The organism is Sporolactobacillus sp. BBK16-2, assembly GCF_059878335.1.
In genome coordinates, this window is record NZ_CM187611.1 from 522,386 (window position 1) to 540,067 (window position 17,682).

Consider the following 17,682-nt stretch of genomic DNA (forward strand, 5'->3'; position numbering starts at 1 on the left):
TACGAAGAGAAAGGACGTGATCACGATCGAATGGATGGACCGGTTTGTAAAGCTGATGGACCAAATCAGCAATTGCCCGGCTGCCGGAGTTGGGATTGCGGAGCTTTCACGGCAGACCTTGCTCAGTAAGGGAACCTTGCACCGAATGCTGCAGAGCATGATGGGATACCAATTAGTGGTGCAGGATCCGGAATCGAAAAAGTATATGCTTGGGCCGAAATCAATGGCCTGGGGCAGTGCGTTTCTCCAGAATCGGGATCCTGTTGGCTTGCTAGCACAGTATTGCAAGCAGGTTGGAGAAGAAACCGGCCTGTACGCATTTATCTGCCGTTTTCAATCCGATGAAATTTTCTGCACGCATACGCATCAGCCGTCCAGTGCAGGTAACAGCTTTTTCGTCCATGTCGGACAGCGTATGCCGGTGCATGCGGCAGCGGCGGCTCAGATTATCATGGCATTTCAGTCGAATGCAGTGATTGACCGCCTGTTGGACAAAGAAAAATTGGATCCATTGACACCTTTTACTTTAACGGATGTCAACGATCTTCGGCAAAAGATTCAAAAGGCACGAGTTGAAAGAGCGGCATACTGCGAGCAGGAGCTTGAACTCGGCACAGCGGCATTATCTGTCCCGATTTTTCATGGAAAAGATCAGACCTCAATCAGCTTGAGCTTGGTTGGCGAATATCATTATTTCGACGCACATAAAGATAAATTGATTCAGACATTACAGCGAGTGGCGGAGCAGGCAAGCGATCACCTGAGCTCGATGCAGGCACTGAGTTCATTGTTTTAAAATAGCTGGCTGACGAGAGATCTTCTCGGGAAGGCCAGCTCTATTTACTTCCAAGCACGAGAGAGAAAGTCATTGCGCGAACACGTAGAGAGACAACTGATGACATAATTACTTAGGAAATGCATTAAGGATGGCGATATGCAATGGTAGAGGTACAAAGATTCAAACAGACAATGGATGAACTTGGGAAAATAGGCAGTACGGATCGAGGAATGAAACGGCTTGCCTTTAGTAGAGAGGAAAAACAAGCGACCGACTATTTCATGGCACAGTGTAAGGCAGCAGGACTATCGGTACGAATGGATGCGGCCGGCAATGTGATCGCGCGCAGGACCGGCACCTGTCCGGAGCTTCCGGCGATCGGAATCGGCTCCCATCTCGACACAGTCTATGAAGGCGGAAAATATGACGGGGCAATAGGCGTTCTTGCAGCATTGGAAATTGTGCGTGATCTGAATGATCGAAACATCCGGACGAAACATCCAATAGATATTTTTGCGTTTGCCTGCGAAGAATCGGCTCGATTCGGATTCTCACAAATCGGCAGTAAGGCAATGGCAGGGCTGATCAAGCAAAGGGATATTGCGAGTCTCACAGATAAGGAGGGTCGAACCATTCAATCCGTGTTTGCGGAACGCGGTCTTGAATTCGGCCGCCTTGAAGAAGCACAACTGCAGAAACATGCCCTTGCTGCTTTTATGGAAATGCACATTGAACAGGGACCCATGCTTGAAGGAACAAACAGTCCAATCGGTGTGGTCAGCGGCATCGCCGCGCCGACGCGGTTCAACATTTGTGTGAAGGGACATGCGGCACATTCAGGCTCCACGCCGATGAATCAGAGACAGGATGCCTTGATCGGAGCAGCCGAGATCACCATTGAGCTCGAAAAAGCCGCCCGACGTGAAATGGAGCACGGAACGGTAGCCACGGTCGGCGATATTGAGATTGCACCCGGCGCGATGAATGTGGTCCCGGGCGAAACCCATCTGAAGGTCGACATTCGCAGTATTTCACGTACATCTAAGGATCGCGTCGTTCAATTTCTCTACACATTCCTTGATCATTTACGCGCGACGCGGCATTTGCAGATCGATTGTACGCTGCTGAGCGATGAAACCCCGGTACGTATGGATGCCGATGTCATTAAGACCTTTGAGACCGTCTGCCGCAAGAAAAAAATTGGATTCATCCGTATGCCAAGCGGGGCAGGACATGACACCATGAACATGGCAGTCCTGTGCCCCGTAGGCATGATCTTTGTGCCATCCACCGGCGGTATCAGCCATCATCCTGATGAACATACCGATTTACAAGACATCATGACAGGAATCGAGGTTCTGGAGGCAGCCGTGCTTGAGCGAGCAGTCATTGAATCCAACACGAAAGCAGGTGTAAAACAAAGCCTATGAAATTATTCGATGCACGACTAATAGACAATCATCCTGTAAGTAGGCGTTATTGGCAGATGACCCTTGACGTGTCTGCACTCGACCGTCCGGTTCAACCCGGTCAGTTTTTCCAAATCCGGTGCAGTGATAACTGGAAGAACCCGCTTCGGCGTCCACTCAGCGTTTACAACTATGACCATGAATCGCGCTGTCTCGAGTTTCTCTATCTGGTCAAAGGAAACGGTACGCAGCAGATGACCCTTATGAGAAAAGGCGACACGCTGAGCCTGCTCGGTCCGCTCGGGCATGGGTTTACGCTGCCGGATCAAGGGGCATTGCTTCTGATTGCGCGCGGCGTAGGCATTGCCACGCTGCACGCCTTAGCAAGGCAGGCGCGTAGCGAAAATATGGAGGTACACGTGATCATGAGCGCGCGAACGCCAGGCGATCTATTGACGGTAGACACACTGAGCCGACTGGGTGCAACGGTATACACAGTGACTGATCAAGAAGGAACCAGCTCAGTAGAATCCGTACGCGCGCTTTCGGAAACATTAATTTGCGAAGAAGGAATCAGCGCGGTCTATACCTGCGGATCGAGCAGATTGGGCAAGCTCGTTCAGGAACTCGCAGCGACCTATCATCTAAAAGGGGAGCTTGCAACTGAAGCACACATGGCATGCGGGATCGGCGACTGCTACGCCTGCGCATGCACGATTCGCAAAGGCAACCAGCTGAAAACAGTCCGCGTCTGTACAGAAGGCCCGGTATTCCCAATTAGTCAGGCGGTGCTGCAATGACTGACTTATCCGTAAGAATCGGCAGCCTGACCTTGAAAAATCCGGTCATGCCGGCTTCCGGCACATTCGGTCCCGAACTTGCGCCGTTGCTCGACATCAACCGGCTTGGCGCCCTTGTGCCGAAAAGCATCACTTTGTCTGCGCGCGGAGGTAATCAAACACCGCGCGTTTGCGAAACGGACGGAGGGATGATCAATTCAATCGGCATTCAAAGCAAAGGCATCGAGCAGTACATCACGCACATACTGCCCGTTTATCAAGACTATGAGCCACCGCTGATCGCCAGCATTTCCGGCGAATCAATAGAAGAATTCGAACTGCTTGCCGCGCGGCTGGACAAGCAGTTCGGCGTTGCGGCACTCGAACTCAATATTTCTTGTCCGAATCTTCGCGATAACGGACAAGCCTTTGGCATGAGTGCGGAGACCACCGATGAGCTGCTCCGCACTGTGCGCAAAGTGACCGGCAAGCCGCTGATTGCCAAGCTGACACCGAATGTGACGCGCATTCAGGACATCGCCGAAGCCGCAGAGCGCGGTGGTGCCGATGCACTCACAGTCGCCAATACATTCCTGGCGATGGCGATTGATACGGAAACTCGCAAACCGCGCATTGGCAACATCATGGGCGGATTGTCCGGCGCGGCTGTCAAACCGCTCATCGTTAGGCTTATCTATCAAGCACACCAAGCAACCGACCTGCCCATTATCGGCAGCGGCGGCATCATGAACGGTCAAGATGCCATTGAGATGATCCTTGCCGGCGCAACGGCCGTCCAGATCGGCACGGCAACCTTTGTTCAACCGAATGCCATGAATATAATCACCGATGAAATCACGGATTATCTGGAACGTCATCACATTGACCAAATCACAGATCTCATCGGTCAGGTTGATGTCAGCTAAAGAAAAACACGGAGATCCCGACAGGCGAGTTAGACCTAAACGAAGGAAAGTTGAACCAAAGGAGTCAAAAGTTGAACCGAACAAAAAGAGTTCAACCCAAACGAAGGCAAGTTGAACCCAATGAATCAAAAGTTCAGCCAAAGAAGTCAAAAATTGAACCGAACAGAAAGAGTTCAACCCAAACGAAGGAAAGTTGAACCCAACGAACCAAAAGTTGAACCGAACAAAAAGATTTCAACCCAAACGAAGGAAAGTTGAACCCAATGAACCAAAAGTTGAACCCAATGAACTAAAAGTTCAACCAAACATGCAAAACGATACTCAACTCACTTCTTAATTTCCGAGCTGACAGATCTGCTCATCTGGCGGATCTTCCAAATAGAAAAGCGCGGACAAGATTTTGGCATCCGCGTGCAAATCCCGTATAATTTAATCAGACAGAGGAGACCGCACGTGGTCTCACTGAACGGATGGAGGCTCAAAACAGATGAACTGGGATTACGTCATCAAGAACGGAACCATCGTCACACCACACGAAACTTATCAAGCTCATATTTATATTAATGATGGAAAAATCGCCGCCATCTCAAAGCAGCCGCTCGATGGAGAAGCAACAAGAGAAACCGATGCAACAGGCCAATACATACTACCTGGACTGATCGACGTCCACGTGCATTCGCGCGACCCAGGTCCGACCTACAAAGAGGACTTTTTCACCTCAACCCAGGCAGCCGCAGCCGGTGGAATCACAACGATCTTCGACATGCCGAACACCACACCGCCGACGCGTGATGCAGCAAGCTTCCATGCACAGGTCGCCAACCTGACGCCCAAGGCGCATGTCGATTTCGGCATCTGGGGTATCGCACTCGGCCCGATGAACAACGCGCAGCTGCCCGAGCTCCATGAAGCCGGCGTCATCGGCTTCAAGTACTTCTGGGGCTACGCCGTCAACAAGAACACCTTCCAGCTCACCTACAACTATGAGCCGGGAATGACAGATGTCCTGCCGCCGCTATCCGACGGTGAAGTGTATGAAATTTTCCAAAACGTAGCTAAAACCGGTCAGGTGCTGGCCATCCACGGCGAAGACAGCAGCCTGATTCAAGTGCTCACAGAGCAGGTGAAAAAAGCGAGCCGCACCGATTACAATGCGCTGCTCGACGGACGGCCGAATTTGGCTGAAGAAGTCACGGTTCAGATGGGAACCTCTTTTTCAAGAGCCTCCGGCGCCAAGCTGCATGTGCTTCATGTGACCACGGCAGAAGCGGCCGACGCCATCCGACGCGCCCAAGCGCAAGGTGCGCCGGTCAGTGCCGAGACCTGTCCGCACTACCTGTTCCTCAGCAACGAGGACTATCCGAAGGTTGGCCCGGTCATGAAAATCTATCCGCCGGTCAAATATGAAAAAGATAAAGAAGCACTTTGGCAGGCGATCAGTGATGGTACGATCACCATCGTCTCATCTGATCACGCACCGCACACGCCTGAAGAAAAAGCGGGCAGCCTATGGGAGATTCCCGCCGGCATGCCCGGAACCGAAACGATGGCACCGCTCATGCTGAACGCAGTCAACGAAGGCAAACTTAGCCTGCAGAAACTGACCGCGCTGATGGCCGAAAACCCGGCCAAGCGCTTCGGCATCTACCCGCAGAAAGGATCGCTCGAAGTCGGCACCGACGCCGACATCACGATCGTCGACATGAACAAGGAAGCGACGATCAAGGCAGCCAACCTGCACAGCAAGAGCAAAGTCACCGCCTATGACGGCTGGCGCGTCAAAGGCGTTCCAGTCGAAACCATCGTCCGTGGCGAAACCGTCATGAAGAACGGCGAAATCGTCCACAAGCCGCTGGGACAAGTGATCAAGCCGGGGAAATAAAGAAACCAAAAGGCAAACGTCCACATCCGGACGTTTGCCTTTTTTGCGCAGTTTAGGACCTACTGCGCAACAACCACTATAATTCATCAGTTCTCAAAACAGTCACGAAACCGTACCTTTCAATAAAATATTGAAAGGATATATGGCTAAGCGCAGATTCTAGGGCGAAGGATGGCTGTTGTTTATGTTTAATCATTAGATGACATTCGAGAATTTTTTTGCTACAATAAAAATATAAATAATGCGTCGAACCACATAAAAGACTTCTGACCTTGAGTAAGTCAGAAGTCTTTTATCATTCCGAAGGGTATAAATTCCCTTCTGTTGCCTAAAACTGAGACAGTAGCCAAGTAAGAAGAACCGGCACAATCGCAATAATCAGAGGAATGAGTAGTTCCTCAATGAGAATGTGTTGGCGCTCTTCTTGCTTTTTTTGTAACTGTTTCTTGCTGCGTCGAACCACGTGATCACCTCCTTCACGTTGTATAATCAAACGCGAAGAAAGCAATCAAAACTATATTTAGGCAACATAAAAAATTATAACAAATCTCGGACACGACGAATACCACTGTTATAAGGACTGATACATTACACAAAATTGATTGGAATGAAAAGGATCATATATAAAATAATTTCTACGGTTAATATCGTAGAAATTTTTATTTTCACAAAAAAGCGGGCCGGCATGCCTCGCACCAAAACGATGGCGCCGCTCATGCTCAACGCAGCCCACGAAGGCAAGCTCAGCCTGCAGAAGCTGACCGCGCTGATGTCCGAGAACCCAGCCAAACGCTTCGGCATTACCCCGCAGAAAGGCTCGCTCGAAGTCGGCACCGATGCCGACATAACGATCGTCGACATGGAATAAGGAAGCTACGATCAAAGCAACCAACCTGCACAGCAAAAGCAAAGTCACTGCCTACGATGGTTGGCGCGTCAAAGGCATTCCAGTCGAAACCATTGTTCGCGGCGAAACAGTCATGAAGAACGGCGAAATCGTCCACTATCTTTTTTTAGAAAAAATGAGAAATAATCTCAATATACGTGTTTTATTTCTGCATAATGTATATAATAGGAATATAAATCGAGAATAATTCGAAGGTTGAGGTGTGCTGTATGATCCTGCAATTCAGTGTTGGTAATTTTCTATCCTTCAGGGATGAAGTGACATTGAGCATGGTAGCCTCTAGAATAACGGAACATAAAGATACTCATTTAATAAAGTTACCGAACATGAAGCTTCTAAAAACTGCCGTTATTTACGGAGCGAACTCAAGTGGTAAAAGCAATCTGATCAAGGCAATTGCGTTTATGAGGGGATTTGTTCAGTCATCTTCGAAAGAGGGACAAATTGGAGAAGAAATTGGCGGAATTGACAGTTTTAAGCTGAATACGGTAAATGCAGATAAACCAAGTTTATTTGAAATTGTATTTGTTCATCAAGGAAAACAGTACCGTTATGGTTTCCAGGCAGACCGCAAAGAAGTAAAAAACGAATGGCTATACATTGCCAATTTAGGTGGAAAAGAGAAAGAACTTTTTTATCGTGAGAATGGAGAAATAACAGTAACGAAAGATTTTCAGGAAGGTGAAGGGCTAGAAAAAAGGACAAGAAGCAATGCGCTATTTTTATCGGTAGTGGCTAATCTAAATGGTGAACAAGCAACAGGTATCCTCTATTGGTTTAAAAATTTGCGCGTTTTAGATGGATTAAACAACATGACCGCCAGCTATACAATGAAAAAAATTCAGGACGCATCTTCTAAGAAAGAATTAATGATACTTATTAATAGACTGGATTTAGGTATTGAGGATCTCATTGTTGAAGACGAACCGATCCCTAATGAAATGTATGAAATAATAAAAAGACTATCTTCACCTGCCAATACTGATCAATTGCCAACACATCATAGCGTCAGTACTCTGCATAAAAAATATGATGGAAATAATCAGTTCGTAGGTCTAGAGAAGTTTCGCATGGCGGTCAATGAGTCGGAGGGAACAAAGAAAGTCATTTCCTTATTGGGACCAATTATCGATACACTAAACCATGGCAGAATTCTTGTTGTTGACGAACTTGATGCAAAACTGCATCCGCTTTTAACACGATTTATTATTCGTTTATTTCATTCAAATGAGTTCAATAAAAAAAATGCACAGCTGATTTTTAACTCTCATGACACGAATTTATTAAGCAAGGAATTTTTCAGAAGAGATCAGCTTTGGTTTACCGAAAAGGACGAATATGGAGCAACTGACTTATATGCCTTATCTGACTACAACGTCAGAAAAGATGCAAGTTATGAAAAAGATTATTTACACGGTAAGTATGGATCCATTCCTTATATAGGTTCATTTGATTTCTCCGATAAGGAAGGGAAAATTAAATGAATCGTGCGAGAAGAAGAAGAGAAACAAAAGACTTTCGCCGTAAATTCGGGCAACGTGGCCAAATAAAAAATTTGATTCTCATTGTCTGTGAAAGTAAGCAAACAGAACCAAATTATTTCAGAGGTTTCAAGTTAACCAATGTAGATGTCGATGGTGCAGGAGCAGATCCTATGACCGTAGTTGAACGAGCAAAAGAAATCGTTTTGGAACAGCACAAGCTTGGAAAAAACTATGATCAAATTTGGTGCGTTTTTGATCGAGATGAATTTCCGGCAGAACGGTTTAACAATGCAATAATTACAACAAGACAACTGAAAAATTTTCATTCAGCATATTCCAATGAGGCATTTGAGCTATGGTATGTTTTGCATTTTGAATACCTCAACTCTGGAATCATGAGACAAGACTACATTAAAAAGTTAAACGAATATCTTGATTGCCCTTATAAGAAAAATGATCCTACCATATATCAACTATTATTGGAAAAAGGTGATCAACAATATGCAATAAGGAATGCGGAAAGGTTGCTTGCTTGTTACTCACCTAGTAATCCATGCGAAGATAATCCTTCGACAACCGTACACGAACTGGTCAAGGTGTTAAATCAATATAAGCTAAAAGTTCATTGAAGGCCGACATCACGATCGTCGACATGAACAAGGAAGCGACGATCAAAGCAGCCGACTTGCACAGCAAGAGCAAAGTCACCGCCTATGACGGCTGGCGCGTCAAAGGCGTTCCAGTCGAAACCATTGTCCGCGGCGAAACCGTTATGAAGAACGGCGAAATCGTCCACAAGCCAATGGGACAAGTGATCAAGCCGGGGAAATAAAGAAACCAAAAGGCAAATGTCTATAACCGGACGTTTGCCTTTTTTGCGCGGTCAGCCTTAACTTTGTCATGGTCGGACATTCAGAGTATACGAAAAGGCATACTGCAGTTTATAATGCTCGTAAACGATAAAAATGAGGGGAGATCCAATGAAAAAAACAGCGGGTACGCTCGTGTCCCTATGCCTGCTCGTGTTGTTGGCTGCCTGTGGCGGAGCGGATTCAGAAAAAAGCGATCACAAATCCAAGCAAACACATGTGAAAAGTTCAGAAACAAGCAAACATGCGAAGAATGAAGCACCGTCAACCCCATCCGCAAATAGAGGAACCGCCTCGTCTTCATCCGGTCAAGGGGCAAAAATGGATTCGAATACTGTCAAGAAGCAACCCTATAGCGGGTATTGGACATCCACGAACGATCCGCTTCATTCCATAACTATCCGACCGGACCGCATTTTGTACAATGAAGGTATGGACAGTTACGGGCAAGTCGCCTGGAGTAATGAGCTGACGACCAAAGGCAACCAAATCATCTTGCAGAAAGCACCGCTGATTGGAGACGGCGGCCAAGCAGCCGGATTAGTGACACAGACCATGACCTTATCGAAAGACAAAAAGACGTTAATTGTCTCCGGAAATAAGGCTTACAGCAAAGATACAGCGTGGGCTCAGTATTACGCGCGTTTTAATAAGCATTACTCAGGCGTATTCAAAAAAGTGGAGACCAAAAACAGCAAAGCCGCATCAAACGGCACGCGGCCGAGCAGTGATAACAGTACAACGTCAACCAACGATTCCGGCACCGGATATAATGGAATCTGGTCCAATACAAAGAAGAACTTTAACGAATACTATAAAGATCAATTTACTGATCATGGTCCAACCGAACCCATACAAATCGTAACGATTGACATGCCGGTCTATAACGTCGTGAAAATTTCAATAGAGAACATCCTTGGCAATATGCAGGCTCCGGCAACAATGAAGCATTTGGTCCCGATCGATCTCAAGGGCAGAGGACAATTTCACTTCGTCGACAGCTTTCATAACAAAGGCGGAATCGCGACGTTCCAATTAAAAGATAACAAAGTCTACTATGACATTCACTATTCAATCAAACCGAAAGACACGTCCATCCCTGAAGGTAAGCATGTGCTCAGCCTGAGAAGAGGCGGGTAGAAGCGGACCTACTGCGCAACACTCACTATCATTCATCAGTTCGTAAAGCCACCAAATCGTACCTTGGTTTGGTGGCTTATTCTTTCCGGAAAATCTCAAAATTAATCAGGTGAAAAAGGCTCATAAATAGAGAAACGAGCCCGAGCGCCGCATGTATCCAGGAAAACTCAAAATTAATCTGGGAAAAATCTCTTTTTATTCCTTTTTTAAGCATTTCTTAAGCATCATCATCTATCTTATGGATTGGCTTAAAGAAGGAGGCAGCATGGATTGGATCAGAACATAGAAAAATTAGTCACATTAATTTATGATTTACACGATGATGTGAATAGGCTGAAAAATAAAATACATGAGAATCGTCAAAATCCGGAAATCATTGCAACGCTCGTAAGTGATGTCAAACAAATTCAACAAAAATTAAAGAAAATGGAGCAGCAGCAGTAAAGTTCAATCATGATCAAAAGCAGCGTTCTTGTGCCGCCCGCACAATGGCGCTGCTTTTTTACATACATATTTTTTTCACTAATGACGAGAAAAACTGAAAAAATAACCCTTGGATAATAGTTATCTATGGACAAAATGTATCTATGGATATAAAATAGCTAAGTAAAGAACGATCCATAGAGAGGGGGAAGCAGACATGAAAATGAAAAGCGGTGTGGAACAGGCGATTTGTATCCTTGCGATGCTTGCGACACAGGTGGACCAAAAACCGCTGAAGAGCTTCGTGCTCAGTCAGCGGCTGCAGGTTTCCGATTCATACTTGAAGAAAATGGTTCGCAAGCTGGTCGTCGCCGGTCTTGTCGAATCCTCAGCAAGCAAGGAAGGCGGCTTTTCACTCGCAAAACCCTCATCTGAAATGACCATGCTGGATATATTTGAAGCCATTGAGGGCAAAGAGAGTGCCATTCACTCATCACATCTCGCTGAACATGTGTTTTTCACCAATGACTCGGTGATTAAGAAGGAAAACGAAGTACTGAACATCTTCTATGATGCGGAAAGGCTTTTCAAGGAAAAATTGAACCATTTTTCACTGGATGATGTTCTGACGAGTCATGACTATGAAAAGAAATCATTTGACTGGGAAAGCATAGCTCGCGAAGTCAACTGATCTAAGAAAGGAAGAACAATACATCGATGATACGAAGTGAATGGAAGAAAATATTCGGCAATAAAATGATTCTTGTCATCTTATGCGGCATCATGACCATTCCAACCTTGTACGGACTCATTTTTCTTGCTTCATTGTGGGACTCCTATGGGAAAATGAACGACCTGCCCGTAGCGGTTGTCAACCACGATACAAAGGTCAGCTACATGGGCAGTAATCTGGCCATTGGTGACGAGATGGTCAAAAATATGAAGAAGTCGAAATCACTGGATTTTCATTTTGTCAGTAAGGAAAAAGCTGAAAAAGGATTGGCAAACGGCGATTATTACATGATCGTGACGATCCCCAAGAACTTCTCGGATCATGCGACCACGCTGCTGAATAAGAATCCGAAAAAAATGCAGATCAACTATAAAACAAATGCCGGCAACAATTTCATCGGTTCCAAATTCTCGGAATCGGCAGTGGTCCGATTGAAAGACAAAGTGTCGGCAGAGGTTGCCGAAACCTATGCACGGACCGTGTTTAAGGAACTCGCTGAAGCTGGGAAAGGAATGAATGAGGCCGCCAAGGGGAATAAGAAGCTGGTTTCAGGCACGCATCAAGCGACTGAAGCCAACAAGAAACTGACAAGCGGACTGGAGAAGCTGAAAAACAGCTCACTCACCTTCTCGAACGGCGTTCAGACCATGAACAAAGGAATTGGTAAGTACGTTGCAGGTATCGACCAAGTCGATCAAGGAGCGACGAAGCTGAACAACGGGATCCAATCGCTCGCCGGAAACGTTGGTCCGCTCAGCCAAGGTGTCAACAAGCTGGGCAGCGGTTCAAGTCAGTTAAGTAGCGGAATCGGTACCTATGTTCAAGGCGTCGGACAGGTGAATAACGGAACCGCGCAGCTCAATTCAGGATTGAACACTCTCGCCGCAAATGTTGCTCCGCTCCAGACCGGCGTGAGCAAGCTCAGCAATGGTTCCAATCAATTAACCACTGGCCTATCCACCTATACGAACGGCGTGACCCAGCTCAAGGACGGAACCGCAGCACTTAGCGGTGGCATGCAGCAGTTGAATAGCCAAGTGCCCGGCATTGTCTCCAACTCGCAAAAGTTAGGCGACGGACTGCAGCAGCTGAGCAATGGCAGCGATCAATTGAGTTCAGGACTGACCACGTTAAACAAACAAGTGAACAGTAGTGATAATAATAAAAAAATGGAAGACTTGCAAAACACAATGAACACACTTGCAGGAACCATTGATACTGTTCAAGATCCGAATACCAAAGCAGAATTGAAAAAAACGCTCGCAAGTTTGGCGCAGCAATTAGATGATCTTAAGATCCAAAACCAGCAAATGGGCACAGCAATTTCACAGTTACAATCCGGTGCGCAAAATCTGAACACTGGCTTGCAGCAAGCCAACACGCAAGTCCAGGCGGCGAACAAGCAGCTGCCTGCATTTCAGACCGGCGTTTCAAAATTGGCCGAATCAAGCAGTACCCTGGCATCAGGCGCAAGCAAACTCGCGGATTCGAACAGCCAGTTGAATCAAGGGGCAGGCGCTTTAGCAACCGGCTTAAATCAAATGAACAGCCAGCTGCCTTCACTGAGCAGCGGCGTGACTCAGTTGCAAACCGGCAGCCGCAAGGTCTCTGAAGGAACACAGGCACTGGCCGACAAAGGTACGGATCTGCGGACAGGCGCGTCACAGCTGAATACCGGTATTCAGACACTGAATGGAAAACTGCCGCAATTGTCCAAGGGTGTGCAGCAGCTGGCCACCGGAAGCAGCGAGTTAACCAGCGGCACACACCAGCTCGCTTCCAACGGTTCCGCCTTAACCAGTGGTGTCCAGAAACTCAGCAGCGGTGCGGATCAGATTCATCAAGGTGCTGGCCAACTGGCGGACGGTTCGGGTAAGCTCGGAAGTGGGTTGACGAAAATTGCGACCGGGAATCAAACGCTGGCCGATAAGCTTGGAAAAGGCGGAAATAAGATTACCAGCGTTAGTCCGGACAATAAGACCTATCAAATGATGGCCGCGCCGGTAACCAACAAGCACATAGAGGCGGCCAATGTACCGAATAACGGAACCGGCATGGCCCCATATATGATGTCCATTGGTCTATTCATCGGAGCGGTTGTACTGAACCTGCTCTATGATCAATACAAGCCAAGTAAATATCCGAAAAACAGTATTTCCTGGTGGGCGAGCAAGATGTCCGTATTAGGCGTGATCGGCATTCTGCAGGCCGTACTCATGTATATTCTGCTGATCATCACCGTCGGGCTCAATCCGATTGACTCATTCCAGACACTCGGCGTGCTGATTCTGACCGCCTTGGCATTCATGGCCATTGTCAATCTGTTCAATCTTCTGCTGGATCGAATCGGTGCGTTCCTCATGCTCATCCTGCTCGTTTTGCAGCTGGGCGGCTCAGGCGGAACCTATCCGATTCAGCTCACCAACGGTTTCTTTGAAGCCATTCATCCATACTTGCCGATGACCTATACCGTTCATGCCCTGCGGCAAACGATCTCAATCGGCGGCAGCATCGTAACCGATATCGCGGTGCTCGTTGGATTAATCGTCGTCTTCAATGCGTTAATCATCGGCTTCTTCGAAATCAAACGAAGAGGCATGGCAAAGGCCGACGTCAGTGCAGATACAAGTGCGGTAAGCGACTAAGACGAGGTAGAAGTCCAGAGAGGATTTTGAAAAAAGTCGTGGACCCAAATGAATGGGTTCGGTTGAGAGGGACAGAAACCTAATTAATAACCTAATAAAATTCATTAAAAACGGCTTGGAGGAAAACTCCAAGCCGTTTTAGTGTTTTACACTGTTATAATCGAAATCAACATTTTTAGTGCCCAAGTCGCCTTGAAAATTTTTGGCGTAGGTCATAGTTAGATGAACGCTCTTGTCAATCCATCGAGTAGAATCGTCGGTAGAAGTATCCCATACTGCATCAAAATTTCTACCCAATTTACTAAAAAAAGCCAGTCGTTTAGTGGCAACAGTTTCACCATTCATTTTGTAATGTATAAAAGCGATCTTCATATCCAGAATTCCCGTACCATATCTCACGATCTCTAAGCTATATGGCTTATCAGGACATTGCTCTTCGAAAACAACTTCAGGTTTAACGAATAAAAAATAACAGATCAATAAAATCGTTATGACCACTAGTATTTTAAATTTTTTTTTCGTAATAGTAACACCCCAAAAATTGCTTTTCAATAAATAGTACCATAACAAGAGACTTTTGGGAGAGCCTCTTATTATGGTACTGTTATTTACTGTTTGGTACCTCACAACCGAACCCGTTAGATCCAAATCAGTGTCTCGCAGCTTCCTTTATGATCCAATCCTATGCACGAAAAGCCCAAATCAATGCACGAAAAAGGTAATCCAATGCACGAAAGTCAATGCCCCACGCACGAAACCCCGATTCCTATGCACAAACTCAAGTTCAAGCCAGGTCTATGCATGAACACACAGATTCAATGCACGAAAAAGGTAATCCTATGCACGAAAACAGTGATTCAATGCACGAAACCCCTAGCTCCATGCACGAACTCGAGCTTGAGCTAATCCTATGCACGAAAACAGTGATCCAATGCACGAAAATTAATGCCCCACGCACGAAACCCCGATTCCTATGCACAAACTCAAGTTCGAGCCAAGTCTACGCATGAACACACAGATTCAATGCACGAAAAAGGTAATCCTATGCACGAAAATCAGAGCGCTATGCACGAACTCAAGCCCGGGCCAAGTTCAATGCATGAAAATCATAATTCAATGCACGAAAATCAAAGTCCAATGCACGAAACCCCTAGCTCCATGCACGAACTCGAGCTTGAGCTAATCCTATGCACGAACACACAGAGCCTATGCACGAAAAAAGTGATCCAATGCACGAAAATCAGAGCGCTATGCACAAACTCCATCCCTTGCCCAAGTTCTATGCACGAAAATAGTGACCCAATGCACGAAAACAGAAATCCAATGCACGAAACCTCCAGCTCCACGCACGAACTACAGCCCAACCCAAATCCACGCACAAAAAACCGCGACCCAACACCCGAGCCGCGGCTTAACTCTATTCATAGAACTTCTCCCAATCAAAAAGCCGCGACTCCACATCAAGGTCTCGCGGTTTTCCCTTACCCCGTATAAATTTCCCCATCCGGATACCGAATATCCACATGCGAACGCTTCGTCACGGAGAACGCCAACGTCAGCGGACCGACCTTACCGAAGAACATGACGCACATGATCACAACCTTGCCGAATGCGGTGAAGTGAGCGGTAGCTCCGATCGATTCGCCGGCGGTACCGAACGCCGAAATGACTTCAAATAAAATCACAACAAATGGTTGATTCTCCGACAGACACAGCAGGAACACGGCGAGCAAGACGACAATCACCGAAATCGAAATGATCGACACCGCCCGCACAATGACCTGATGGTTCACAGTGCGCTTGTTGATCACAACCTCGCGTCGCCCTTTCAAGAAGGTGAACACCTGCGCGATGATAATCATAAACGTCGTCAGTTTGATGCCGCCGCTCGTCGACGTACTGCCCGCGCCAATGAACATCATCAGCATGGTGAGCAGCAGAGATGCTTGGCTCAATCCGGCCGGATCAATCGTCGTCAGACCGGCGGTTCGCGGCGATATACCTTGAAAGAATGCCGCCCAGAATTTATCGCCTAGACTGAGCGGACCTAACGTATTCGGATTCGTATACTCAATAATGAAAATCGCCAGTACAGCCACCGCATTAATAATCAAAGTCCCGGTGATCATGACCTGAGCATGAAGCGAGAGCTTATGATAGCGGTGCGTGGACAGCAGCTCGGCAAGCACTGTGAAGCCGATCCCACCGAGCGTAATCATCATAACCATTGTCAAATTTACAATTGGATCGCCAAGATATTGACTCATGCTGCCGGGAAAAAGCGAAAAACCGGCTTGGTTGAACCCACTGATCGAGTGGAAGAGACCATAATAAAGCCCCTTGCTCCAGCCGAATTCAGGCACAAATCGAAACGCGAGAAAGAAGGTCCCAATCAGCTCAATCGCAAACGAAAAAATTAAAATCCAGCTGACCAGCCGAATTACGCCGCCAATCGACGGAACATTCAGCGCCTCCTGCATCAACTGCCTCTGCCGAATCGAAACCTTCTTGCCCAGTAAAATAACGAAAAATACGGCAAAGGCCATAACGCCGATACCGCCGATCTGAATCAGCAGCATCAGAACAATCTGTCCGAAAAAGGTAAACGTCTGACCGGTCTCAAAAGGAGACAAACCGGTAACCGTCGAAGCGGATGTCGATAAAAATAAGGCATCCAGCCACGAAATCGGATGCCTTGTGGAAATCGGCAGCTTTAGAAGCAGAGTCCCAATGACGATAATGACAAACAGCAAAATGGACAGAAAGAGCGGCGGGCTGAATCTGAAGGGCTTGAGGTCAAGTGCGGAAAGTATTTTCTTCGTCGATTGCATCATATCAAACTCCTTGCCTTAAATAGGAGGAGAGTCCGAAAAAAAGCTCAGACGCCCTCTTTCTCAAATCGCTCCAGATCCTCACTTTTTCCGATAATCAGCAGCACATCGTCGCGCTCAAGCTTCAATTCACCAATATTGCGGACAACGACCGCGCGGTTGCGACGGATCGCGATTACGTTGCATCCGTAATTCGCGCGCACATCAATTTCCATGATCGACTTCCCAATCAGCCGATCCGTCACTTCAATTTCAATAATGCTGTAGTCCTTCGACAACTCTATGTAATCAAGAATCTTATTCGCGGTTGCCAGATGCGCGATTCGGTAGCCGATTTCAACCTCCGGACGAATGATCTTGTCTGCGCCGAGCTTCCTCAGAATCTTCTCGTGATAGTCATTCTGAGCCTTCGCCCAAATCTCCTTCACGCCTGATTCCTTCAGCAGCAGCGTTGTCAGGATGCTCGCCTGAATGTTGCGCCCGATTGCAACGATCACATGATCGAAATTGCGAATTCCGAGCGCCTGCAGCACCTTCTCGTCGGTCGAATCCGCCTGAACCGCCTGCGTCACGACATCCGAGTAATCATTCACTTTATCCAAATCAATATCGATTGCCAGGACCTCGCAGCCCATATTGCTCAACTCAATGCTGACGCTTGATCCCAGCTGACCAAGACCGATGACGGCAAATTGTTTGTTCATCATAATCTTCCTTTATTAAAGGATGTGCAAAAAAGAGTCCAAGTACCCTGAAAATAATCCGAAAAATTCATGAAAGTCACATTTACTTTATTTGAAAGAACGATCATTGTCAAATAGCCCAAGATCATGGCGAGTACGGCGAAAACCTTAAGTGAAATCGAAATGACGAAAT

16 protein-coding genes are annotated in these 17,682 nt (G+C 46.9%); 13 read left to right on the forward strand and 3 right to left on the reverse strand.

The features are described from left to right. The first annotated feature begins 16 nt into the window (after positions 1-16). From AC6F33_RS02750 to allB, 5 genes are all read left to right on the forward strand, one after another. Entirely contained in the window at positions 17-796 is a 780-nt protein-coding gene (locus tag AC6F33_RS02750) for an IclR family transcriptional regulator (protein ID WP_500777675.1), read from the forward strand. A gap of 143 nt (positions 797-939) precedes the next feature. Beyond that, the gene (locus AC6F33_RS02755; RefSeq protein ID WP_500777676.1) at positions 940-2,208 is read left to right on the forward strand and encodes a Zn-dependent hydrolase; all 1,269 of its coding nucleotides are present in this window, start codon (positions 940-942) and stop codon (positions 2,206-2,208) included. Next, the gene (locus AC6F33_RS02760; RefSeq protein ID WP_500777677.1) at positions 2,205-2,987 is read left to right on the forward strand and encodes a dihydroorotate dehydrogenase electron transfer subunit; all 783 of its coding nucleotides are present in this window, start codon (positions 2,205-2,207) and stop codon (positions 2,985-2,987) included. Before AC6F33_RS02755 ends, AC6F33_RS02760 begins: the two co-directional genes overlap by 4 nt. Further along, positions 2,984-3,892 (forward strand): dihydroorotate dehydrogenase, encoded by a 909-nt coding sequence (locus AC6F33_RS02765; protein ID WP_500777678.1) that lies wholly within the window; start codon positions 2,984-2,986, stop codon positions 3,890-3,892. Before AC6F33_RS02760 ends, AC6F33_RS02765 begins: the two co-directional genes overlap by 4 nt. A gap of 487 nt (positions 3,893-4,379) precedes the next feature. Beyond that, positions 4,380-5,774 carry an allantoinase AllB gene (allB, locus tag AC6F33_RS02770; RefSeq protein ID WP_500777679.1) on the forward strand — a complete coding sequence of 465 codons (1,395 nt, stop codon included), beginning with the start codon at positions 4,380-4,382 and terminating at the stop codon, positions 5,772-5,774. Between the two features lie 328 nt (positions 5,775-6,102). Here the strand turns inward: allB and AC6F33_RS02775 are convergent, their stop codons facing one another. Beyond that, a complete protein-coding gene (locus tag AC6F33_RS02775; protein WP_255747293.1) occupies positions 6,103-6,237 on the reverse strand; it encodes a hypothetical protein in 135 nt (44 codons plus the stop codon). A gap of 222 nt (positions 6,238-6,459) precedes the next feature. Between AC6F33_RS02775 and AC6F33_RS02780 the strand changes: the two genes are divergently transcribed. The 8 genes from AC6F33_RS02780 to AC6F33_RS02815 all read left to right on the forward strand — a co-directional run bounded on the left by AC6F33_RS02780 (position 6,460) and on the right by AC6F33_RS02815 (position 13,975). Further along, on the forward strand, positions 6,460-6,642 hold the full coding sequence (locus AC6F33_RS02780) for an amidohydrolase family protein (RefSeq protein ID WP_255747291.1): 183 nt from the start codon (positions 6,460-6,462) through the stop codon (positions 6,640-6,642). A 248-nt stretch (positions 6,643-6,890) separates the two neighbouring features. Continuing rightward, entirely contained in the window at positions 6,891-8,165 is a 1,275-nt protein-coding gene (locus AC6F33_RS02785) for an AAA family ATPase (protein WP_500777680.1), read from the forward strand. Next, complete coding sequence (locus tag AC6F33_RS02790) at positions 8,162-8,794, forward strand: RloB family protein (protein WP_255747290.1); 633 nt, start codon at positions 8,162-8,164, stop codon at positions 8,792-8,794. Before AC6F33_RS02785 ends, AC6F33_RS02790 begins: the two co-directional genes overlap by 4 nt. After that, the gene (locus AC6F33_RS02795) at positions 8,791-8,997 is read left to right on the forward strand and encodes a hypothetical protein (protein ID WP_500777681.1); all 207 of its coding nucleotides are present in this window, start codon (positions 8,791-8,793) and stop codon (positions 8,995-8,997) included. The genes AC6F33_RS02790 and AC6F33_RS02795 overlap by 4 nt, the downstream gene beginning before the upstream one ends. A gap of 148 nt (positions 8,998-9,145) precedes the next feature. Next, the gene (locus AC6F33_RS02800; protein WP_500777682.1) at positions 9,146-10,174 is read left to right on the forward strand and encodes a hypothetical protein; all 1,029 of its coding nucleotides are present in this window, start codon (positions 9,146-9,148) and stop codon (positions 10,172-10,174) included. A 270-nt stretch (positions 10,175-10,444) separates the two neighbouring features. Beyond that, positions 10,445-10,618, forward strand: a complete 174-nt coding sequence (locus AC6F33_RS02805; protein WP_500777683.1) for a hypothetical protein — start codon at positions 10,445-10,447, stop codon at positions 10,616-10,618. Between the two features lie 196 nt (positions 10,619-10,814). Beyond that, the gene (locus AC6F33_RS02810; protein ID WP_500777684.1) at positions 10,815-11,288 is read left to right on the forward strand and encodes an Rrf2 family transcriptional regulator; all 474 of its coding nucleotides are present in this window, start codon (positions 10,815-10,817) and stop codon (positions 11,286-11,288) included. A gap of 26 nt (positions 11,289-11,314) precedes the next feature. Next, complete coding sequence (locus AC6F33_RS02815; RefSeq protein ID WP_500777685.1) at positions 11,315-13,975, forward strand: YhgE/Pip family protein; 2,661 nt, start codon at positions 11,315-11,317, stop codon at positions 13,973-13,975. 1,481 nt (positions 13,976-15,456) lie between these two features. Here AC6F33_RS02815 and AC6F33_RS02820 read toward each other — a convergent pair. Further along, a complete protein-coding gene (locus AC6F33_RS02820) occupies positions 15,457-16,806 on the reverse strand; it encodes a TrkH family potassium uptake protein (protein ID WP_500778130.1) in 1,350 nt (449 codons plus the stop codon). Between the two features lie 47 nt (positions 16,807-16,853). Beyond that, positions 16,854-17,513 (reverse strand): potassium channel family protein, encoded by a 660-nt coding sequence (locus tag AC6F33_RS02825; protein ID WP_304654791.1) that lies wholly within the window; start codon positions 17,511-17,513, stop codon positions 16,854-16,856. Between the last annotated feature and the right edge of the window lie 169 nt (positions 17,514-17,682).